The following is a 21,734-nucleotide window of genomic DNA, read 5'->3' as shown; positions in this document are numbered from 1 at the left end:
CAATTTCTTCATTAGAAAAACCGCATCATCATGCATTATAATCCTTCAAACAATAACAGTTTAAAAATTTGAGATGTACGTATTTCTGAATTATTTCTTTGTGATTTTTCATGGTGGTTTGACGCTTTTCAACCTAACCGGTTGGGCATGGAAGAGAACACGCCGGCTGCATCTTTATACAATCAGCCTAACGATTCTTTCGTGGATTGGCCTTGGTCTTTTCTATGGTCTGGGATACTGCCCTTGTACGGATTGGCACTGGGATGTAAAACGCCAACTCGGTGAACAGAACCTGCCCGCTTCATACATCAAATATTATGCGGATTACCTGACAGGTATGGATTGGGATCCGTATACAATCGACATCATAACCGCTTGTTGTGGAATTGCTGCTCTACTTCTATCCTGCTGGTTGAATTGGCGTGATTGGAAAAAGAAAAATAATCTGTCCCCTTTTTAATTTCTGAATTGTCATACCTGTGAACTCTAACTCAAAAACACTGGATTGCTATGAAACGATTTATGTTTATTCTTTTCGAAAATGAAAATACTTACACTGATTTTTCTCCCGAGGACATGCAAAAGGAATTTGATGTTCACATGAAGTGGATTGAGGAACTTGGTGAACATTATGATTCCGGCGAACCGCTGGAACAACCCGCAAAAACTGTAAAAGGCAAAGACGCTGTGGTTACGGATGGCCCTTATATTGAATCGAAAGAATTGGTGACAGGCTACTATCTCATCAAAGCAAGTAGTCTGGAAGAAGCAACAGAACTTGCCAAAGGATGCCCCGTTCTTCAACTCGGAGGCAGTATTGAAGTTCGCGAGATTATGGAAACGGATATGTGATTATTGAACTCGTCCAAACCACATATGACAAACTCGCTGGTTGATCATCTTTTCCGAACGGAATCGGGAAAGATGACGGCCATTTTAACCCGAATTTTTGGATTCCGGAATTCAAATCTCATCGAAGATATTGTCCAGGAAACCTTTCTCACTGCATTAAAAACATGGCCGCTTAAGGGTCAGCCTGAGAATCCCTCAGCGTGGCTGATGCAAGTCGCAAAAAATAAAGCTCTCAATACCATCAAAAGATCAAACAGGTTGACTGAATTTGATGGCGATGGTTTAGAGCAATCACATCAAATTGATCCGTTTTTTCTCGAACATGAGATTAGAGACAGCCAGTTACGAATGTTGTTTGCATGTTGCTATCCTGAACTCCCTGAAAAGACACAAATTTTGTTCATACTGAAAACGCTTTGTGGTTTCAGTAATGCAGAAATCGGCAGTGCTCTTTTAATGACTCCCGATGCTGTAAAGAAAGCTGTCTACCGGGCCAAAAAAGAGATTCAGGCGAAGTACGACACCATTTCAACGGCTAACATCCGCAGCTCTGAAAAGAAGATGGATACGGTTTACGCGGTTGTTTACCTGATGTTTTCGGAAGGATATAAGCGGAGCTATGAAGAAAATGTAATCAGTGAAGATCTCTGTTTTGAAGCGGCACGACTTGCGACATTGCTGTTGGAAATTCCAGATGTAAATCACGGAAAAACACACGCACTTCTTTCACTCATGTATTTTTCTATGGCTCGGTTCCCGGCGAGAACCGGAAATGAAGGAGAGATTGTCGATTTCAAAATTCAGGATCGCTCGTTATGGAATAAAGATTTCCTGAATGCAGCTACTCACCATTTACGATTATCCAGGAAAAGCGAATCTCTCAGCAAGTATCATCTTGAGAGTACCATTGCATCCATCCACTGTTCGGCACCCGATTATTTCCAAACCGATTGGAAAACAATTGTATCACTCTATAAAAAATTACTGCGAATGGAAAAATCGGGAATCATCCGGCTGAATTATGCCATAGCACGTAGCAAAGTTGCTGGACCTGAAGCCGGGTTAAAAGCTCTCGAAATGATTGACTTGTATTCTATAATGGGTAAAGAATTTATGCTTTACGCAGCCAAAGCGGAGATGCATGCAGAACTCGGGATGTACGAAAAGGCAAAATCATACTACCAGGTTGCATGCGATACAGCCTTTTCCAAAGCGGATAAACAATTCCTGCGGTCAATAATGGAGGAATGCGACCGAAAGAATATTTCCAGCAATTAAACTCCACATCCACTCCAACTGGTTTAGCATCAAAATGCCATTCACTATCCCTTGAAAATAATTCTGTGATTTTTTGAAGGTCGTGCGACTCATAGAGTAAATGAACCTTTAAAAATCATAGATTATGAGAATATCAATCAAAAAAACCTTCTTCTGGAACCTGTTTGTATTGGTAGTTTTTCTTTCCGTATCACAACATGCCTTTGCTCAATCCGAGGCTCCAAAGGATAGTGTGTCTATCGTGCAGGAAGCCCTGGCATTGATCCATTCACCAGAACCTGAATTTCAGAATCCGCCTCCGGCTACCATGGATCCCAAAGCTTTTGCCGATTTGGGATTTGAGCAGCCCTATTCATTCAGCGAAACATTTTTTGAAGCGCGGGATGGCCAGAAATTATTTGCGCGGCATTTCCCTGCCGAATCGAATACAACCATACTTTTGTCTCACGGTGTTTTGGGAAATAGTTTTCTGTTTAACAAAATGTCCGGCCTTTTGAGGGATGCCACTGGAGCAGAAGTCTATGCGCTGGATATCCGCGGTCACGGACAATCGGGCGGACGTCCCGGCGATGTGGATTACATCGGTCAGTATGAAGATGATCTTGCAGATATCGTTGCTCAGATTAAACAGGGAAAACCGGATCATAAAATCATCATTGCCGGACATTCCATGGGCGGTGGAATTTCTCTTCGATACGCCATGAGAGATGATTTCCCGGAAGTGGATGGATATCTCTTAACGGCTCCTACTTTGGGGCACATCAATCCGACGATGCGAACGGAACCTGTTGACTCTGAAGAACCGTTTATGATGCTTCATATTCAACGAATGATAGGTTTGACGATGCTTAATTCCCTGGGAATTCATGAGTATGATTCTCTGGATGTTCTCTTTTTCAACCTTCCTGAAAACAGCCCGGTTACTCGTTACAGCCACAGGAGCAATGTGAGCAATGCGCCGGCCGATTACAAGGATGGCCTGCAGGCGATAAACAAACCTCTTCTGATAATCGTAGGCACGGAGGATGAAGTGATGGACGCATCAAAATTTGAACCTGCCATTGACGAGTATTCCAACGGGCAACTTTTGATTGTTGAAGGCGCCTCACATAACGGAATACGGCATAGTGAAGAAGCGATGAGCGAAATCAAAAAGTGGACCGAATCAAATAATCTGAACTGATGACGGAAAGCAAAACAAAGGAATTATCTACAAGGTGGTTAACAGTTACTGCGATGATCCGAATGAACAGGAAGATCTGGTCCAGGAAATTATCTACCACCTGTTGGATGGATACGACCGGTTTAATCATCATTCAAAAATAACAACCTGGATGTATCGTGTGGCATTGAACGTATCCATCTCTTTTTTCAGGAAATCTAAAACCCGAAAGAAATACATCGGGCAGATGCCGGAAAAGATCATGGAAATCAAAGAAGAAGAAAATGAGCCGATGGACAAAGAAGTGCTCCAATTTCGTCAGTTCATTCAAAACCTGGATGAACTGAACCGGGCGATCATGATTTTGTACCTGGATGGAAACAGCCACGAAGATATTGCCGAGGTACTCGATATTTCGGTGAGCAACGTGGGAACAAAAATCCACCGGATTAAACATAGATTAAAAGAACACTTTAAAACTATATAGCAATGGAACTTACAAATTTACAGCAAACGTGGCACCGGTTTGAACAGAAACTGGATCAAAACCGGCGGTTGAATCTCCAACTGTTAAGAAAAGTGAGCCTCGACAAGGCCAAATCAAAAATGAGCGGATTAATTTGGCAGGAATCAATTGCCATCTTTTTCTACACCCTGGCAGGATCATGGTTTATGTACTTTTCTGCAACGCATTGGGATAAATGGCATTACGTAGTTTCCGGGGCAATTTTGGCATTGTGGTCATTTATCGCCAGCGCCAGGGCTGTTCATAAACTTCAGCTTATTCTTAGCGTGGATTATTCCATGCCGGTTCTCCAGCTTCAAAAGAGCTTAATGAATATCAAAATTTCAATCATTAAAAACCTGCGAATGGCCGGATGGTTACTCCCGTTTAATATGGCATTCATTATCGTAGGATTTCAGGTTTTTTGGGGAATCGATTTACTGACAGAAGCTGAACCGGAATTCCTGCTCTGGAATGGCATACTCAGTATTGGTTTGATCTTTGTTGCCGGATGGATCCATATGAAATTGAACCCAAAAACCGCTGACAAAGATTGGTTGAACTGGCTGATTCAGGGAAGCGGCAGCCAGGTGAATGATGCACTTGAGTTCTTAAACGAGATTGATGAGTTCGAAAAAGAATCCTGATCGTAAAAAAGATCCACGGAATTGTTGCGGCGTCGTGGATCTGCTTTTTAGGAGGAATTCAAAGATTCGATTATCTTGCATTATGATAATGCAATTCATATATCCGGAAAGAAATTCTCTGAAATGGATGATGCCTCTTTTCGTAGCGGTAAGTTGTTTTGCTTTTTCTTTAAGCCCTGTTCCGGCCAATGCCCGACAAACGCTGCCAAGCCAAATTGAAGAGGTTGTTTCTTCAAAGGATGATCAGCCGGTATCCTTCTACAAGGCACTTACGGTTTCACATCCATTTAAAACTGTTAAAAGATCAAGAGATTATGAAGGGAATATCATTCTCCATCATAAAATACATTTCACCATAGCTTTTCATGATTTATCGGAAAAGTTTTACTCCCACCATATCTCTTCTTTTCAAAGGTTCAGAAAAATATTTCATCAGAATTCTGATGAAGATCCCTCTTCTTTCCACATAGGTTAGCCACGCAACTCCACTAACCCAGACTCTGACCTTCTAAAACTATTTTTGCCTTTCGGCAATCTCACAAAATTCCTGTATAAATATGAAGAAATTCAGTAAAACACTCCGTGTGTTGCGGCTGGTGTTTCTGATTACCCTCGCTACACTGGGCATCGGCATCACCGGCGGCATACCCATTGTACCTGTTTACAAAAAGGACGATGGTACAGAAATCAAAATTGAGCTCTTTGAACCACAAAACAAGAATGGAGAGGATTCAAAAATCCCGGAAGTTAAACTTTAAGAAATTTTAAATATTAAGAAATTTGCTTTAAAAAACATTTCATATACATTCTGTTAAGCCTAATATCAAAACATTTTGTATGAATTCATCAACCGGTGTTTGGACCAACCAATCATCCCAATGGGATCGGGTTGGGCCGCCATTGCGGCCATGCCTGGAAGATCATCAATTAATGGAACGGGGCATTCATGAAGTGGCCTCAAAAAAGAAAAGACTCAGGGCTCTTGTGATGGGTGTTACACCAGAAATGGCCCGCCTGAAATGGCCTGATGAAACCGATTTGTTAGCCGTGGACAAATCACAGCACATGATTGACAGCGTTTGGCCGGGTTATCCAAATCCCGGCGAAGGTGTTTTGTGTGGAAACTGGCTGGATCTTCCCCTTGAAAAGCACTCCCGCGATCTGGCTGTGAGTGATGGTCCATTTGGCGTGTTGCGGTTTCCTCATGAATATTATGATGTACTGAAACAGCTAAAAAGAGTCCTCACGACGGACGGCATTTTTGTTTTCCGAATATTTGCCCGGCCGGAAAAAGAGGAAAAAGCTTCTGAAATTTATGAGGCGGCCCTGAACGGAAATATCGGCAACTTTCATGTTTTTAAACTTCGGCTTCTTATGGCCATGCAACCGGATTCTAGAGCAGGTGTTCGAACAGGCGATGTTTGGGAGGAATGGGAACACAATGGCCCCGGCAGTAAAACGCTTTCAGATAAATGTGGATGGCCGGTTGAGCAAATTAATACGATTGAAGCCTATCGCGGACAGAATGATATTTACAGTTTTCCAACACTGCAGGAAATTCTGGCCATTTTGGATGAAAGCGGTTTTGAAATACTACGCTGTACAGAACCAGCATACGAATTGGGAGAACGCTGTCCTACCCTCACATGCAAAGTGTAATCGGATGAAAAAGCGGCACATTGCAATCTTGATGTATCAAACTGATAATATAAATACAGTGCAGCGCTATCTTATCAACCAGTTCGTACAACTCTGGAGGGAAGACGGACACGATGTTTTCTACCTGTTTGGAATAAACCGGTTTGTGCCTGCCGATTTAATCATCGTTCATATCGATTTGACGGAAGTTCCGGAGTCTTATCTCGACTTTGCCAGCCAATATCCTGTGGCTGTGAACGGGAAAATCAGCAACATAAAAAAATCTACGTTCAGCCAGAATCTTCTTCGTCCCAATGATTCCTGGGATGGCCAGGTCATCGTAAAAACGGATAGAAATGCAGCAGGTGTTCCGGAGAGATGGCGCGGTGGTTACCTCAAAAAAATTCAAAATAAACTTCTTTCCGTTTTTGATATTGACCACAGCGATTTGCACCTGTTTTCTCCGCGAATAAAATCCCAGTATGATTACCCTATCTACGAACATATCAGCAAAGTGCCGCGCCATTATTTTTATCATCCCGGTTTAATCGTTCAAAAATTCATTCCTGAACGTGAAAACGAATATTACTGTCTGAGATATATGAGTTTCCTTGGCGACCGGATCACTTGCTCAAGATTAAAGGGCAAATTTCAAATTGTAACCGGTGGAACGGCAGAAGTTGTGGAACACCCGATAGAACCGCATCCGAAAATCATTGAGATGCGCAAAAAATTGCATTTTGATTACGGTAAATTCGATTATGTTGTGGTTGACGGTGAAGCCATTCTGCTTGATGCCAACAAAACCGTAGGATCTTCACCCAACCTGGTTGATAACCGGGAGATGATGCAACGGCGCAAGTACCGGGCTGAAGGACTTTACAGTTATTTTGATGTTTGATCAGAAAATTCTTTCCCGAAGATCCTCCCAAAATTCAAACATTTAAATTTGTTCACTATTTTAATAACGTCAATTAATTTTCATACTCAATCAGGAATCAATATTTATGAGCGAAGAATGTTATGCGAGCAAAATAGATTTTGTGGATGAATTCAGTCTTAAAATGGAGCAGATTGGGCATCCCCGAATTTATGGGCAAATACTTGGCTGGCTCTTGATTTGCGACCCTCCTCATCAGTCGTTTCCTGACCTGATGGATAACCTTGGAATCAGTAAGGCTTCCGTTAGTAATATTACCCGAATGTTACTTGAAGCGGGCCTGATTGAGAAAGTGAGAATTACAGGAGAACGGCAAATCTATTTTCGCATTCGAGAAGGGTCGGTAACCGATTTTATGGAACGACAGATGCAATTGGTTACCGACCTGAAGGATATCTCCGGAAAGGCTTTGGAACTTGTAAAGGAAAAAAAAGGAACGGACCCGTACCGGCTTGATCGGATGTTTAAATTTCACACATTCCTCTCAAGAGAATTCCCAGTATTAATTGAAAAATTCAAAAAAGAACACAATTTCTGATATACACCTCTTCTTTTTCTACTGAGAGTTAAAAAACTGTAAAATTTTTTTAAAGACATACCTGTCCGCCAATCTGCCTTAAGTCTTTAAAAAACCGCTACCATCACTTTTTTATTAGATTGTCAGAAAAAAAATCACCTTTTCTGCAACATCAGCATAGAATATTCGTAAGTTTACTTTGTTTACTAATTAGTAAACTAATTGAAATAATGATATCTTTGACATGACTCATTCATTGACTGACAGTACAGTTAGTAAAATTACACCAGAAGAATGAATGAAAAATCGAGATTCAAAAAAAATGAAAACCAGTAATAAGGCATCGAGAAAACAGGAAAACCGCAGGGAGCAAATATTGCTCGCCGCCATTGAATCAATTCAAGAGCATGGGTTTGAAAAAACCACGATGGACGAAATTGCGGAACGGGCAGAGCTTAGTAAAGGCACTCTTTACTTCTACTTTAAAGATAAATCCGCACTTTTCAGGGCTATTCGCAGAGAAAGCATCCGGACTCTGAGTGAAGAGTTCATGAAAATCATTCAGCAGGATGAACCGGGAGCTGTACTTGTGAAGAAAATGGCGGAAAGTTTCTTAGCATTTATGGAAGAAAAAAAGGTTCTGAGCAAAGCTCTTGCCCAACATTCAAGTCAGGTTGAACCCACTGATGTTGAAGACATTGAAGAGGTTGAAAGTGAACTCCGCGTAGTTTTGACACGAGCCCTGCAGATCGGCATTCAGGACGGAAGTATACCCTCTACGATTGAACCCAAAATCCTGGCTATCCAAATTGGTTTCATTATGCGGGGCATTTTACAGTTTCACCTCAGTAACACTCAAAGCCATATAAACAAAGTAATGGATGAACACAATCTCACCATTCACAGCATGCTAAAACTTTTTATAGACGCACTGTTAAATCAAATTGATACGGATCGAAAAACTGAACAGAAATGAATATCAAACACTTGAAAATAAATCTTAACTCTTTCACCCTTTATTTGAAATCGGTTGCCTTGGTTATAATTGTGGCAATGGCTTCTCAAATAGCTGTTGCACAAAATACGACAGCTGTGCCGGATAGCTTGAATAATGGCCCCGTGATTGACCTCACCCAAGCCATTCAAATAGCACTTGCAAACAATACGCAAATGAAACGGGCACTGCTTACCGTTCGGGATGCCGATCAACAAGTACGAACCGCATGGAGCGAGGTGATGCCAAGCGTTTCCGCCTCTGCTAACTACACCCGGAACCTTGAGGTACCGGTGAATTTTATTCCGGCCGTAATTTTTGATCCCGAAGCGGATCCAAATGATTTAATGCCCGTTGCTTTTGGTACGGACAATAACTGGCAGGGAGGTTTATCCGTTTCCCAGACTATTTTCAGCGGACAGGCTTTTGTGGGAATCAGCAGTTCGGAAGTTTATAAAGCGGCTCAGTCGGAAAATCTGCGGGCGACCTCACAGGGAGTGGTAACACAAACCCGGTTGGCGTACCATCAGGTATTAATTGCCAAAGAACAGGTTCGCCTGATTGAAGCACAGATGAGCCGGATTGAAGATAATCTGAATGATACTCAAGGACGATATGAAGAGGGTTTTGTGGATGATTATGCCGTCACCCAACTGGAAGTTCAACTCGGTAATTTGCAACCGCAATTAACCGGTGCGCGTTTTTCAGTAAACACCGCCAAACGCGAACTGCTTGACATTCTTGGACTACCCCTCCACCTGCCCATTGACCTGAAAGGCGAGTTGAATACATATAACATTTTTACTGCCACGGTTGAATCGGAAGCGAATGAATCCCTCAAAAAAGTGGACAAATCCGTACCTATCCAGCTTGAACGGGATTCACTTCTCGCCCAGCAGGCATTTGATCTTCGCGGAGATCTCCGAATCCTTGGTGTTCAGCAGCAGTTACAAGACCGGCAATTAAAAGCTCAGAGAAGCCAATATCTGCCAACGCTTTCTGCGAACTACAATCTCCAGTGGACAGCTTCCCAACCCGGAACTCCAAATTTCTTTGGGACGGAAGATCAACGGGCACGCTCGCAAACTGTAATGCTGAGCCTGAGTGTTCCTATATTCCAGGGCTTCAGCCGAGATGCTGCAATCGAGCGAACAAAGATTCAATTGAAAGATCTGGAAATACAGGAAAATCAAACCAAACAAACTGCACGCAAAGAAATTCTCTCGGCACAGCAGGGGATTGAACAAGCATTTGAGACAATTGAAGCTCAAGAAAACGTTTTGGAACAGGCCCGTGAGGGTTATGAGCGGGCATTGGTAAGATACCAAAACGGGGTTGGCTCCCAGGCAGAAGTAACCGATGCCGATCTACAGCTTCGCCAGGCCGAAAATAGCTACGCGCAAACAGTCTTCAACTATCTGAATGCCAAAGCACAATATGATCAGGCTCTTGGCCAGGTGCCCTTTGTAGGAAAAGATGTACAGGAAATTAAAAATAATATAGAACTCAACTAATATGAACCTTACAACTATGAAATTCCAACTCTCAATCTTGTCGCTGTTTTTATTGATTACAGCCTGTGGTAATGGCGATCAAACCGAGAACAGCGAAAGTGAAACCACCCGAACAATTCCGGTTTATGTTCAGGAACTACAACTTTCTGATTTCAAACACTATGTAAATATCCAGGGGACTGTGGAATCGGATAAAACAATTATGATTACCCCAAAAACCACTGCAACTGTGGAGGAAATACTGGTTCGTACCGGCGACCAGGTTCAAAAAGGAGATGTTCTGGCCCGCCTCGACGGTGAAATTACCCGCAGCCAGATTCAGGAAGTGGAAACCCAACTTGATTTGGCAGAAACACTCTACGAACGACAGCAAAATCTTCGGGAAAAGAATATTGGCTCTGAAGTGGAATTCCTGCAGGCAAAAACTCAGTATGAATCTGCCCAGAATCAATTGGCTACGTTAACCGAGCAGTATGAAAATTACACCATCCGCGCTACCATCTCCGGAACGGTAGACCGAGTGGATCTGAAAGTTGGGGAGACTGTTGGCCCTTCAGCTCCGGTTTTTCAATTGGCAAATTCAGACGCACTGAAAGTTACCGCACAGGTTTCGGAAGCATATATCACCCGGATTGAACAAACCGATAGTGTAAAAATCAGCTTTCCCAGCCTCGATGAAACCATTCATAAAAAACTGGATGTGGTTAGCAAGGCCATCAATCCTTCAAACCGAACATTTGGCATTGAGGTTTATATCTCAAACGACAGCGAAAATATCCGGCCAAATATGATGGCTAAAGTCAGCATTAATGACATCACGCAAAATGATCAGATTGTGGTTCCTATTAATGCTGTTCAGCAGGCCAATGATAAAAGCTTTGTATTCATTGCTGAAGAAACCGAAAACGGTTGGGTAGCTGTAAACAGAGAAGTTACCACCGGTTATAATTACGAAAATGACCAGGTCATTACAGAAGGATTGGAGCCGGGCGATATGTTAATCACAGCCGGGTATGCAAACCTTTCTGATGACAGTCCAATTTCGATTCAAGAAAATTAATTGCAAGAGCATTTAAGACATGAATTTTAAAGAATTTAAACTTTCCAGTCTGGCAATCAACAACCGTACAACGGTTTATTTGCTGACAGTTTTGATAACACTCATCGGCGTTTTTGCATATGTTACGTTGCCGAAAGAGTCGTTTCCTGAAGTGGAAATCCCTATTTTTAATGTAGTTACCATTTATGCGGGGGCTTCTCCGGCGGATATCGAAAATGTGATTACCCGTCCGATTGAACAGGAGTTAAAAAGCATTGACGGGATTGATGAAATCAGCAGTGTGTCGAAGCAGGCCACCTCAATCATTACGATTGAATTTCAGACAAGCAAAGACAAACTGGTTGCTCAGCAAGAGGTAAATGATGCCGTCGAAAAAGCACGGGTAGAACTTCCGGCACAGCTTACCCAGGAGCCGCAAGTCAATGACTTTAACCTTGATGACCAACCGATTCTTAACATCAACCTGTTTGGAAATTTCGACCTGGTTGAATTGAAAGAATTTGCCGATGAAATTCAAGATCAGATCGAAAGCCTCACCGATGTAAACGAAGCTGAAATTGTAGGGGCATTAGAGCGGGAAATCCAGATTAATGTAGATCTGCACAAAATGCAGGCCGTTGGTATTACATTTAATGATATACAGACAGCGGTAATCAATAAGAATATGACCATTTCTGCCGGTCAGCTTGATATCGGTGCCATGGAACGATCTGTTCGGGTGGATGGCGAAATTGAACAGGCCAGTGATTTGGAAAACCTTATCATCAAAAATAATCAGGGAAATGAAGTTTACCTGAAAGACATCGCAGAGATTAAAGATGATTTTGCCGACCGGGAAAGTTACGCCAGTTTGAATGGCGAGCCGGTAATTACCATCAATGTGAAGAAGAAAAGCGGTGGTAACCTGATTGAAACTTCCGAAGCGAGTATAGCTATCGTGGAAGAACTTCAACGAACACAATTCCCGGAAGATTTGCATATCAACATCACCGGAGATCGGTCTCAGGATACCAAAGACCAGGTTTCCAACCTGTTTAATACCGTTATTCTCGGTTTCTTTTTTGTGGTGCTGGTATTGATGTTCATCATGGGCGTTCAGAATGCGGTCTTTGTAGGGCTGGCCATTCCGCTCTCTTCATTGATTGCATTCGCAGTGATGCCTCCCATCGATTTTTCCATCAACATGGTTGTTCTTTTTGCATTGATCTTGGGATTGGGAATTGTTGTGGATAACGCCATTGTGATCGTTGAAAATATTTACAGGCATGTGACCAAAGGCGATCTCAGCAAGATCGAAGCCGCCAAAAAAGCTGCGGGTGAAATTGCACTTCCTGTTATTACCGGGACTCTCACCACAATTGCTCCGTTTGTTCCGCTTCTGTTCTGGGGAGGTATTATCGGTAAATTTATGATGTATCTGCCCGTTACGTTGATTCTTACGCTGGTAGCCTCGCTGCTGGTAGCTCTTATAATGAACCCGGTTTTTGCGGTGTCATTTATGAACGATGATGAAGATCACATCACACAAAAGCATTATCATGATAATCGTTTTGTATGGATTGCAACCGCAGTTGTTGGAGTTATTGCCATTTTTCTGTACCTGACAGGAGGAATGTTTGTCGCCAACCTTCTTATTTTCATCTATTTATTATGGGTGCTTGAACGATTTGTTCTGAAACCAATGATCCGAAAATTCAATGAATCGGCTCTTCCCAGACTTCAGAAAGGATATCACGACAGTATCCAGTTTATACTCAATGGACGCTGGCCCTGGATTATTTTAGGCAGTACGGTTGTGTTTCTGTTTGTAAGTATTTTCATGCTGGGGATTGTTTCTCCAAAAGTGGTGTTTTTCCCGGAAAGTGATCCCAATTTTGTGTACGTGTACAACGAAATGCCGGCCGGTACAGACCTGGATGAAACCAACCGGGTTAACCGGCTCATTGAAGAGCGCGTGTATGAAGTGGTTGGCCAGGACAATCCCATTGTAAAATCGGTGATTTCAAACGTAGCCATTGGGGCAAATCCGCCAAGCAGTATCGATCCAACCCCATCTCCCACAAAAAGTAAAGTAAGTGTGGAGTTTGTGGATTACCAGGATCGAGATGGCGTATCCACTCAGGATCTTCTGAATGAAATCCGCGAAAATGTACAGGATATTCCAAACACGATTATAACGGTTGATAAAGAGCAATCGGGTCCTTCAACTGGTAAACCGATTAATATTGAAATTTCCGGGGAAGAGTTTTCTCAACTGATTGAATTGACGGATGAATTCAAAAGTTATATCGAAGATCAGAATATTGCCGGAATTGAAGAGTTGCGATCAGACCTGCAGGTAACCAATCCTGAGATCATCGTAGATATCGATAATGAGAAAGCAAATAGTTATGGAATCAGCAATGTTCAGGTAGGTAGTGCCATTCGAACGGCTCTGTTGGGTTCACCAATATCCACCTATCGGGTAGACGAGGATGAATTTGATGTAACACTGCGCTTGCAGAAAGAAGATCGATCAAATATTACCAACCTTATGAACATGACTGTGGCCACACCAACCGGCTACATACCGATCTCAGCTGTGGCTACACCACGATTCGAAACCAGTTACGGTGCCATCAACCGGATTGATTTGGAGCGCGTGGCAACGTTATCATCCAACGTGCTGGCCGGCTACAATGCCAATGAGATTAATACCCAGATCCGCCAGGCTCTCGAAGATTTTGAAGTACCGCAGGGATACGAAATTTCCCTGACCGGTGAACAGGAAGAGCAGGCAGAAACCGGACAATTCTTGATGGTTGCCCTGGTGGCAGCTGTCGGATTGATCTTCCTTGTATTGGTTGCTCAATTCAACTCTATCGGTAAACCATTAATCATTATGTCGCAGGTGATATTTAGTTTGATCGGTGTATTCATCGGTTTTTCCACATTCGGTATGGATATTTCGGTTGTATTGACCGGGATGGGTATTATTGCCGTTGCCGGAATTGTGGTGAAAAACGGAATTATCCTCGTTGATTATATCGACATTGTACGAAATGAGGGAGCCGACCTGAAAACGGCTGTGATTGAAGGCGGGGCCACACGTTTAAACCCTGTTTTATTGACAGCCGCTTCTACCATTCTCGGTTTGATTCCGTTGGCCATCGGATTGAACATTGACTTCTACGGTCTGTTTGCAAGCTTTGAGCCAAATATCTATTTCGGAGGTGATAACGCCGACTTCTGGGGGCCACTGGCATGGACCATCATTTACGGACTCGGATTCGCCACATTCCTGACTCTGTTCCTCGTCCCGTCCATGTACTACATCGGTGTAAACTCCAAAGTATGGTTCAAACAGAAATTCAATAAGGTTAGTGAATAGTTCACCAAACACAACTCTTGATCTTTACATAACTCCCATCTAAGATCAAGTTAAACCCCTCTTCCTGGCCGGGAGAGGGGTTTTTTATTTCACCTTCACTATTTATTAAGTGATTTTTATAACTCATTCATCATGTCGGAAAACAAACGATATGATTTCAACCGCTCATCTTTATCATAGATATAAGAGGCAATCATCACTTCATCAGAGCCTGTTTTTTCTATGAATTGGGAGATCTGTTTCTTCACTGTTTCAGGGCTTCCAATAAACGAATAGGTAAGCATCTGTTGAACGGCCATTTTCTGATGGGGACTCCATACCTTCTCTATATCATCTACGGGAGGAGGCATCGGTTTTCGTTCGCCGGTTACAATTCCCATCATCATCTGTTTCATGGATGTGGAAAGATATTCAGCCTGCTCATCCGTATCTGCCAGGATTACGTTTACACAAGGCATGAGAAATGGTTTATCGAGTTGGTCCGACGGTTTAAAATGCTCACGATAAATCCGGATTGCCGGGGCAAATTGTTGCGGAGCAAAATGGCTCGCAAACACATACGGGAGTCCCAATTCAGCGGCCAGGTACGCACTATCGGTACTGGAACCTAAAATCCAAAGTGGAATGTCGGTACCTTCTCCGGGAATGGCACGGACTTTACTTTTTTTATTTTCAGATGACAGATAGGTTTGAAGAAGCTTCACATTCTGCGGAAATTTATGCACTTCCTGAATCCGGTTTTCGCGAATGGCGCTCGCTGTGGTTTGATCGGTACCGGGTGCCCTGCCCAATCCCAAATCAATACGCCCCGGGTAAATGGTTGCCAGGGTTCCAAACTGTTCGGCTATAATTAGCGGCGAATGATTCGGCAGCATCACACCGCCGGATCCAATTCGCAACGATTTTGTTGCTTCCGCTACATATCCTAATAAAATGGACGTGGCTGAACTTGCAATATTTTCCATATTGTGATGTTCGGCCATCCAGAAACGGGTGTATCCCCATTCCTCAACATGTACTGCTAATTCCCTGCTTTTTTGGATGGCATCGCGCAGGGAATCTCCCTCTGTCACAATCGCCAAATCCAGCACAGAGTATGGTATTTTCGTCATAATTATACTTTTAAACTTCTTGTAAGTGCTTGTTTGATTCATAATAAACAAGCTTTTTTTAAGATTAGTGCCCTTTTAAAATCAAGATACATCAAACCCGTTTACTGGATTTTTAAACCGTGATTGTGTTAATTGATTCAATCTGTTTCGGGATGGAGAAAAATGTGGGTTATTCTTTTAAATAATTTTCTCCTCAATGTTCAACCGCTCATCAAAACCTCAACTTTATGAAACGACGTGAAGCTCTGAAGACGCTCGGTTTTGCAACTCTTGGATTAGTAGCTCTCCCCTCCTGCGCACGGGACTGGACCTCGCAGGAGATTGTTCCGGGTTCAACTTCTTTTAGCGCCAAAGAACAACGATTGCTGTCGTCCGTTGCCGATACCATTCTGCCGGAAAAAGATTCGTTAGGTGCGATTCCTCAGGGAGTAGATAAATTTTTGATTCGGCTTTTTGATGAATGTTATGAAGAACCGGTTCGCGATAACATCAAATCGCAATTGGCCAAATTGGATGAAAAAGCGGGAGAATCATCCGGAAAATCTTTTACCGATTGTGAGCAGGAAAAACGGGAGGAATTTCTGCTAACCTTTAACAACTCCGAACATGCTCCTGAAAAAGAATTCTTCGACCTGGTGAAAGCAGAAACCATACGGGGATTTCAAACCACACAAGTGGTGATGCAGGATTTTTACGGGTACAGTGTGATGCCCGGTTTTTATAACGGAAATGTGGATGTAGAAGCGTAGGATAATGGCAAATTTTAATATCGATTCGAAAAATAAACGAACGTATGATGCGATTGTCATCGGTTCCGGTGCATCGGGTGGATGGGCGGCTAAAGAACTGTGCGAGAATGGATTGAACACACTGGTCCTGGAACGGGGACGGGATGTAAAACATATTGAAGATTACCCGACAGCTTCCAAAGCTCCCTGGGAATTTGAATTCCGTGGTTCTGTGCCTCTGGATAAACGAACGGGATACGGCAACGGCCGATACTTACGAATGGAAACACTCCACTGGCAACTCAAAGATGATGAGCAGCCGTACATTGCCGAAAAACCATTTCGCTGGTTCCGGGGATACCACGTGGGTGGAAAATCATTGCTTTGGGCACGCCAAACCCAACGCTGGAGTGATTACGATTTTGAAGGTCCCGCACGTGACGGTTTTGCCATTGACTGGCCGATCCGATACAAGGATATTGAACCATGGTACGATCATGTTGAAAAATTTGCCGGAATTGCCGGAGACAAAGACGGCTTGCCGGAACTTCCTGACAGCGAGGTGCAACCTGCCGTTCCGCTGAATGTTGTGGAGCATTACTTCAAGGAAAAAATCAAAGAACACTACGGAAATGACCGCCACCTGATTGCTGCGCGTTGTGCTCATCTGACCGATCCGCAACAAATTCATCTGGAGCAGGGACGGGCGAAATGTCTCCATCAAACCATGTGTAACCGGGGCTGTAATCTGGGCGGATATTTTAGCAGTAATGCTTCGACCCTTCCGTGGGCGATGAAAACCGGAAACCTGACGATGCGTCCCGATTCGGTGGTTCACTCTGTTATTTATGATGATGAGAAAGAGAAGGTTACCGGCGTTCGAATTGTTGACCGCCATTCCAAAGAGATGGTGGAATTTTATGCGGATATCATATTTGTGAATGCCTCGGCCCTGAACAGTAATATGATTCTGCTGAATTCCAAATCACAGCGATTCCCTAACGGACTTGGCAATGATAACGGGCTGCTCGGAAAATATATCTCCTGGCACAATTATCGTGGGAAAGGCGGTGCGGTGGTCCCCGGATTTAGCCATAAGAAAACCGATGGACGCCGTCCCTCCTATGCATATGTCCCGAGATTCCGAAACGTTTTTCAACAGGAAACAGATTTTCTTCGGGGATATGCCATTGGAATCAGTGCCGGGCGGGGTACAAATACAGACACAAATCCTATAGGCGATGAACTCCGCGAAAATATCTTGCATCCGGAACTGAACGACACGTGGTACATCAGCAGCTGGATGATGGGAGAATGCGTACCGCTGGAGAAAAATCATGTTCGGTTATCTGAAGATCAAACGGATAAATACGGAATTCCGCAGTTGATTGTCTCTTGTGAGTGGGATGAAAACGATGATAAAATGACCGAGGATTATATCCGGGAACAAACGGCCATGTTCGAGAAAGCCGGTTTTATTAATGTGGAAGTGGAAGATTCGAACTCCCCTCCCGGATCAGACATCCACGAAATGGGCGGCGTTCGAATGGGACATGATCCTCAAACATCGATTACAAATGAGTGGAATCAGCTTCATCACGCCAAAAATGTTTTTGTGACCGACGGTGCCTGTATGACATCGACCGGCAGCCAAAATCCCACACTAACATTTATGGCACTGACCGCTCGTGCAGCAAATCATGCTGTGGAGGAATTGAAGAAGGGAAATATTTAAAAACTATCAACCATATCATTACTATGAAAAAAAATGTAATTCTTACCATAACGTTTTTTGTAACTCTACTTACAACACAGTTTACAGTTGCCCAAAATTCTGGCGAACCGATATACACCGATGAATTTGGCATTCAGATGTACACGTTCCGGAATGTAATTCCTGAAAAGGGATTAGAAGAGACACTCGATATCGTTGCCGATATGGGCATCAAATATATTGAAGGGGGACCGGGCCAGGGGCAAACTGCCGAAGAGTATCTCCAAATGCTGGATGAACGGGGATTGGAATTGATTTCAACCGGATCAGGGTTTGGTGAGCTGCGTGATAATCCCCAGGCGGTAGCCGACCGTGCGAAAGAACTTGGAGCAAAATTTGTGATGAATGCATGGATCGATCATGAAGTAGGAAATTTCAATTTTTTGAATGCAAGCGAAGCCGTTGAAGTTTTCAACAAGGCTGGTAAAGTAATGGCAGAAAACGGTCTTACCTTGATGTATCATGCACACGGATATGAATTTCAGCCTCATGGCAAAGGAACCCTGTTTGATTATATGGTAGAAAACACCGATCCCGACAATGTGAAATTCCAGATGGATATTCTCTGGGCTCATTTCGGCGGAGCGAATCCTGAACACCTTCTCAAAAAGTATCCCGACCGATGGGTTTCCCTTCATCTGAAAGATCTTCGCAAAGGCACGCTGAAAGACCATACCGGCCTCACCGACACAGATAACGATGTAATTCTTGGAACCGGCGAACTTAATATCCCAAATATCATCAACACTGCGAATGAAATTGGCATTGATTACATGTTTATCGAAGACGAAAGCAGTGATCCTCTCTACCAGGTTCCAAAAACCATTGAATATCTGAAGAGCCTGACAAAAGATGATGTGTACGAGTTTGAGAATATGTAGGATAAACCCACCCCAAACCCCTCCCTATCCCGACAAAAAACAGTCGTGACAAGAAGTGGCTTTTAAAAAATCAACCATTGACGAAAGTCCCTCCCTCCTTGTGACGTGCTTTTCGTCATAGGGAGGGAGCCGGAGGGTGGATCCGAAAAACCAAAAATTCAACTCTGGTGTTACCCACAAAATCATCTACTCCTGCCTTAATGAATTTGCAGGATTTTGAATAGCGGCACGCCACGTTTGCCAGCTAACTGTCAATAGATTTATTAATAAAATGATGGCTGCTCCTTCAATAAATATCCAGGCACTCAGGGAAACTTTAAAGGCAAAATTATCAAGCCAGTAGTTTAAACCAGCCACAGTAAATGGGATGCATATTATAAAACCGAGCAAAAACCATTTTACAATTCCCTTATTCAACAACATCATGATTTCTCTGATTTTTGCTCCGCTGATTTTTCGAATTGCAATCTCTTTCGTTCTTCTTTCAATGGTAAACGTAATCATACCGATCATACCCATTCCGGACAATAGAATTGTTAACAATGTAAAAGCCAGAAGAGCTTCTATAATTTTGTTTTCACCATAATAGAGTTTGCTGAACTCGTCAGAAACGAGGGAATAGGAGATCGTTGTACCGGTAAAAGAAGTAAGAATATCAGAAATGTTTTCAAGCGCATCTTCAGAAATATTTTCCGTTTTAATGAATATTTTATTCCTGGATTTGTCGTACAGAACAGCCATCGGTTGAATGGAATTGGACAAATGCTGATAATTAAAGTCTTCCATCACCCCGGCTATCTCATATTTTTTGTCGTTGTGTTCTACTATTCGTCCAACCGGATCTGCAAATCCCATGAGTCCGGCAAACGTTTCATTGATCACAATTTTGTTCTCATTTGTTTTTTCGGGGGAATAAAATTGCCCTTCAACCAAATTTATTTCGAAAAGACCGGCATAATTTTCATCAGCATAAATTCGATATACAGATGTGTGCGCGCCTTCTTCGAGGCCTTCCCATTGCCAGCCTTCCGTGGTAAAAATAGGTGGCAGATTCACCGGGGAAGTCCCGGCCAAACTTACCTGGGTAATGTTTGGTTCTGCAAGCAGTTCACTCCTGATAATTTCAAGATTTATCTGTGGATTATCCGGCAGAACAACTTCAATGATGTTCTCTTTTTTGTATCCAACATCATAACTCTCCATGAAATGAACCTGTTGCCATATTACAAGGCAGGAAATTGTAAGCGCGATAGAAACCACAAACTGACTCAGAATAAATGCATTGCGAACCCGCCCCGAAAAAAAAGAGTTAACGTGCATCCTGCCGGTTTTTGTTATAGCCTCCATCGAACTTGCGAGCATTGCAGGAAATAATCCGGAGATGATTCCAATCAGTATAACAGAAATTGGAAATGTGATTAAAATACTACGGTTGAAATAGAAGCGTGTAAGTTCAACATCCAAAATCGACTGGAATCCAAAACTGAAAAACTCTGAGACCAGAACAGCCAATCCCCACACAAGAACTGAAACCACGATAGATTCCATCAAAAAAAAGTAGAATAGTTGCTTTGAGCTGGCTCCATTCACTTTTCTTACCATTACTTCCATTCTTCTTTTATAGGCATACGCCGAGATAAGATTTGTATAGTTAAGACATGCTAAAACCAAGATCAAAACAGCTACAAACGCCAATGTTAACAGCTTCTTGTAACTGCCGTGTTCGGCATTAAAAAAACTAAAATCAGCTTTATATCGCAGATCTGTTATTGGAATGAGGTTCAAGTTATACTGTTCATCCGTAATATGTTTCCTGAACACCTGCTGGGATAGATTTTTCACTTCATTCTGATCCGCATTTTCCCTGGTTTTGATAAAAGTCGCATCGGATAACTGCCACCACTCCTCCTGATTTTCATTTTCAAGCGTATAGGATATAAGGTATTCAAATCTCAGACTTGAGGTTTTTGGAATATTGCTCAGAATCCCTCTTACCGTCAGGTTTTTATCCCCATTGTATACCACTGTTTCACCAATGGGATTTTGATGAGAGAAAATTTTAGTGGCCAAATTCCGGGTAAGAAAAATACTATTCGGTTCTTCAAGAGATTTTGGGTTCCCGGTTTCTAAATCAAAATTAAAAACATCAAAAAAACTTGAAGTTGCAGCAATGCCCGTTTCGTTGAATCGTACATCGCCTGACTGTAATTCCCGGCCTCCATATAAGTAGACGAAATGAGTGCTGTTGGTAATAGATGGTATTTCTTCTTCCAGAGCATCAGACAGAGGCGGTGGCGTCTCCGGGAATCGGTTATCATCTCCTTGATTATTTTTAATATCGGTGGTAACCATATAAATGGACTCACTACGATCATGAAATCTGTCGTAACTCATTTCCTGTATAACCCAGGCCGTAATGACCAATGCGCTGGCCATTCCCAAAACCAGGCCGCTAATTCCAATGATGTAATGACTCCTGAACCTGAATATATTTTTTACAGCTCTATAGAAGTTATATTTGATCATGATCTCTTGGTTTAACCTTCTTAAAAAAAGCAATGCTTAACCAGAGGAGTACCACCTATTTCCAGAAAAACTATATCCTCTTATTTAAAGATCAGTCTTTCTACATTAAAGAGGAAGTGATTTTGAGGAAACATCTTACTATAAATTTCACTGCCACCCTGCAAACTTGTACATGAACTGTCGGTTTACTGCTTTTAATTTACCTCTGAACAAGAAATAGTAACGAACAACCATTC

Annotated in this window: 19 protein-coding genes; 17 read left to right on the top strand and 2 right to left on the bottom strand. The window is 42.7% G+C overall.

The window, feature by feature from the left end; all coding sequences use genetic code 11:
* Nucleotides 1–73: 73 nt before the first annotated feature.
* From L0B18_RS08295 to L0B18_RS08230, 14 genes are all read left to right on the top strand, one after another.
* Nucleotides 74–460, top strand: a complete 387-nt coding sequence (locus L0B18_RS08295; protein WP_234571213.1) for a DUF2784 domain-containing protein — start codon at nt 74–76, stop codon at nt 458–460.
* Nucleotides 461–510: 50 nt separating this feature from the next.
* The gene (locus tag L0B18_RS08290) at nt 511–852 is read left to right on the top strand and encodes a YciI family protein (RefSeq protein WP_234571211.1); all 342 of its coding nucleotides are present in this window, start codon (nt 511–513) and stop codon (nt 850–852) included.
* Between the two features lie 24 nt (nt 853–876).
* Entirely contained in the window at nt 877–2,130 is a 1,254-nt protein-coding gene (locus tag L0B18_RS08285; RefSeq protein ID WP_234571209.1) for an RNA polymerase sigma factor, read from the top strand.
* A 124-nt stretch (nt 2,131–2,254) separates the two neighbouring features.
* A complete protein-coding gene (locus tag L0B18_RS08280) occupies nt 2,255–3,313 on the top strand; it encodes an alpha/beta hydrolase (RefSeq protein WP_234571207.1) in 1,059 nt (352 codons plus the stop codon).
* A 22-nt stretch (nt 3,314–3,335) separates the two neighbouring features.
* Nucleotides 3,336–3,779 carry an RNA polymerase sigma factor gene (locus L0B18_RS08275; RefSeq protein WP_370647537.1) on the top strand — a complete coding sequence of 148 codons (444 nt, stop codon included), beginning with the start codon at nt 3,336–3,338 and terminating at the stop codon, nt 3,777–3,779.
* Between the two features lie 2 nt (nt 3,780–3,781).
* Nucleotides 3,782–4,444 (top strand): hypothetical protein, encoded by a 663-nt coding sequence (locus L0B18_RS08270; RefSeq protein WP_234571204.1) that lies wholly within the window; start codon nt 3,782–3,784, stop codon nt 4,442–4,444.
* Nucleotides 4,445–5,001: 557 nt separating this feature from the next.
* The gene (locus L0B18_RS08265; protein ID WP_234571201.1) at nt 5,002–5,202 is read left to right on the top strand and encodes a hypothetical protein; all 201 of its coding nucleotides are present in this window, start codon (nt 5,002–5,004) and stop codon (nt 5,200–5,202) included.
* Between the two features lie 79 nt (nt 5,203–5,281).
* Nucleotides 5,282–6,103, top strand: coding sequence for a class I SAM-dependent methyltransferase (locus L0B18_RS08260; protein ID WP_234571199.1), 822 nt, complete (start codon nt 5,282–5,284; stop codon nt 6,101–6,103).
* A 4-nt stretch (nt 6,104–6,107) separates the two neighbouring features.
* Nucleotides 6,108–6,983: a hypothetical protein gene (locus L0B18_RS08255; RefSeq protein ID WP_234571197.1), complete on the top strand. Its 876-nt coding sequence runs from the start codon at nt 6,108–6,110 to the stop codon at nt 6,981–6,983.
* Nucleotides 6,984–7,089: 106 nt separating this feature from the next.
* Complete coding sequence (locus L0B18_RS08250) at nt 7,090–7,560, top strand: GbsR/MarR family transcriptional regulator (RefSeq protein WP_234571195.1); 471 nt, start codon at nt 7,090–7,092, stop codon at nt 7,558–7,560.
* A 301-nt stretch (nt 7,561–7,861) separates the two neighbouring features.
* Nucleotides 7,862–8,515 carry a TetR/AcrR family transcriptional regulator gene (locus L0B18_RS08245; RefSeq protein ID WP_234571193.1) on the top strand — a complete coding sequence of 218 codons (654 nt, stop codon included), beginning with the start codon at nt 7,862–7,864 and terminating at the stop codon, nt 8,513–8,515.
* A complete protein-coding gene (locus L0B18_RS08240) occupies nt 8,512–10,047 on the top strand; it encodes a TolC family protein (protein ID WP_234571191.1) in 1,536 nt (511 codons plus the stop codon). Before L0B18_RS08245 ends, L0B18_RS08240 begins: the two co-directional genes overlap by 4 nt.
* 16 nt (nt 10,048–10,063) lie before the next feature.
* Complete coding sequence (locus L0B18_RS08235; RefSeq protein ID WP_234571189.1) at nt 10,064–11,107, top strand: efflux RND transporter periplasmic adaptor subunit; 1,044 nt, start codon at nt 10,064–10,066, stop codon at nt 11,105–11,107.
* 19 nt (nt 11,108–11,126) lie between these two features.
* Nucleotides 11,127–14,477 carry an efflux RND transporter permease subunit gene (locus tag L0B18_RS08230; protein ID WP_234571188.1) on the top strand — a complete coding sequence of 1,117 codons (3,351 nt, stop codon included), beginning with the start codon at nt 11,127–11,129 and terminating at the stop codon, nt 14,475–14,477.
* 116 nt (nt 14,478–14,593) lie between these two features.
* Here the strand turns inward: L0B18_RS08230 and L0B18_RS08225 are convergent, their stop codons facing one another.
* The gene (locus L0B18_RS08225) at nt 14,594–15,589 is read right to left on the bottom strand and encodes an LLM class flavin-dependent oxidoreductase (protein WP_234571186.1); all 996 of its coding nucleotides are present in this window, start codon (nt 15,587–15,589) and stop codon (nt 14,594–14,596) included.
* Between the two features lie 227 nt (nt 15,590–15,816).
* Here L0B18_RS08225 and L0B18_RS08220 point away from each other — a divergent pair, with 227 nt between their 5' ends.
* Genes L0B18_RS08220 through L0B18_RS08210 form a run of 3 tightly spaced genes read left to right on the top strand, consistent with a single transcriptional unit; the run spans nt 15,817 to nt 18,972 of the window.
* Nucleotides 15,817–16,338, top strand: coding sequence for a gluconate 2-dehydrogenase subunit 3 family protein (locus tag L0B18_RS08220; RefSeq protein WP_234571184.1), 522 nt, complete (start codon nt 15,817–15,819; stop codon nt 16,336–16,338).
* 4 nt (nt 16,339–16,342) lie between these two features.
* The gene (locus tag L0B18_RS08215) at nt 16,343–18,052 is read left to right on the top strand and encodes a GMC oxidoreductase (protein ID WP_234571182.1); all 1,710 of its coding nucleotides are present in this window, start codon (nt 16,343–16,345) and stop codon (nt 18,050–18,052) included.
* 23 nt (nt 18,053–18,075) lie between these two features.
* Nucleotides 18,076–18,972, top strand: a complete 897-nt coding sequence (locus tag L0B18_RS08210; RefSeq protein ID WP_234571179.1) for a sugar phosphate isomerase/epimerase family protein — start codon at nt 18,076–18,078, stop codon at nt 18,970–18,972.
* 186 nt (nt 18,973–19,158) lie between these two features.
* Here L0B18_RS08210 and L0B18_RS08205 read toward each other — a convergent pair whose 3' ends face one another.
* Nucleotides 19,159–21,498 (bottom strand): ABC transporter permease, encoded by a 2,340-nt coding sequence (locus L0B18_RS08205; RefSeq protein WP_234571177.1) that lies wholly within the window; start codon nt 21,496–21,498, stop codon nt 19,159–19,161.
* Between the last annotated feature and the right edge of the window lie 236 nt (nt 21,499–21,734).

The organism is Rhodohalobacter sp. 614A, assembly GCF_021462415.1.
Classification (GTDB): domain Bacteria; phylum Bacteroidota; class Rhodothermia; order Balneolales; family Balneolaceae; genus Rhodohalobacter.
The sequence above is the reverse complement of the archived record's forward strand: the minus strand, read 5'-3'. Positions and strand labels throughout refer to the sequence as shown.

Bases quoted from the DNA above. Each gene is read 5' to 3' on its own strand.
- L0B18_RS08260 (WP_234571199.1), top strand. From the start codon at position 5,282: ATGAATTCATCAACCGGTGTTTGGACCAACCAATCATCCCAATGGGAT.
- L0B18_RS08280 (WP_234571207.1), top strand. From the start codon at position 2,255: ATGAGAATATCAATCAAAAAAACCTTCTTCTGGAACCTGTTTGTATTG.
- L0B18_RS08215 (WP_234571182.1), top strand. From the start codon at position 16,343: ATGGCAAATTTTAATATCGATTCGAAAAATAAACGAACGTATGATGCG.
- L0B18_RS08220 (WP_234571184.1), top strand. From the start codon at position 15,817: ATGAAACGACGTGAAGCTCTGAAGACGCTCGGTTTTGCAACTCTTGGA.
- L0B18_RS08205 (WP_234571177.1), bottom strand. From the start codon at position 21,498: ATGATCAAATATAACTTCTATAGAGCTGTAAAAAATATATTCAGGTTC.
- L0B18_RS08210 (WP_234571179.1), top strand. From the start codon at position 18,076: ATGAAAAAAAATGTAATTCTTACCATAACGTTTTTTGTAACTCTACTT.
- L0B18_RS08250 (WP_234571195.1), top strand. From the start codon at position 7,090: ATGAGCGAAGAATGTTATGCGAGCAAAATAGATTTTGTGGATGAATTC.
- L0B18_RS08285 (WP_234571209.1), top strand. From the start codon at position 877: ATGACAAACTCGCTGGTTGATCATCTTTTCCGAACGGAATCGGGAAAG.
- L0B18_RS08235 (WP_234571189.1), top strand. From the start codon at position 10,064: ATGAAATTCCAACTCTCAATCTTGTCGCTGTTTTTATTGATTACAGCC.
- L0B18_RS08265 (WP_234571201.1), top strand. From the start codon at position 5,002: ATGAAGAAATTCAGTAAAACACTCCGTGTGTTGCGGCTGGTGTTTCTG.
- L0B18_RS08290 (WP_234571211.1), top strand. From the start codon at position 511: ATGAAACGATTTATGTTTATTCTTTTCGAAAATGAAAATACTTACACT.
- L0B18_RS08295 (WP_234571213.1), top strand. From the start codon at position 74: ATGTACGTATTTCTGAATTATTTCTTTGTGATTTTTCATGGTGGTTTG.
- L0B18_RS08230 (WP_234571188.1), top strand. From the start codon at position 11,127: ATGAATTTTAAAGAATTTAAACTTTCCAGTCTGGCAATCAACAACCGT.
- L0B18_RS08270 (WP_234571204.1), top strand. From the start codon at position 3,782: ATGGAACTTACAAATTTACAGCAAACGTGGCACCGGTTTGAACAGAAA.
- L0B18_RS08255 (WP_234571197.1), top strand. From the start codon at position 6,108: ATGAAAAAGCGGCACATTGCAATCTTGATGTATCAAACTGATAATATA.
- L0B18_RS08225 (WP_234571186.1), bottom strand. From the start codon at position 15,589: ATGACGAAAATACCATACTCTGTGCTGGATTTGGCGATTGTGACAGAG.
- L0B18_RS08245 (WP_234571193.1), top strand. From the start codon at position 7,862: ATGAAAACCAGTAATAAGGCATCGAGAAAACAGGAAAACCGCAGGGAG.
- L0B18_RS08240 (WP_234571191.1), top strand. From the start codon at position 8,512: ATGAATATCAAACACTTGAAAATAAATCTTAACTCTTTCACCCTTTAT.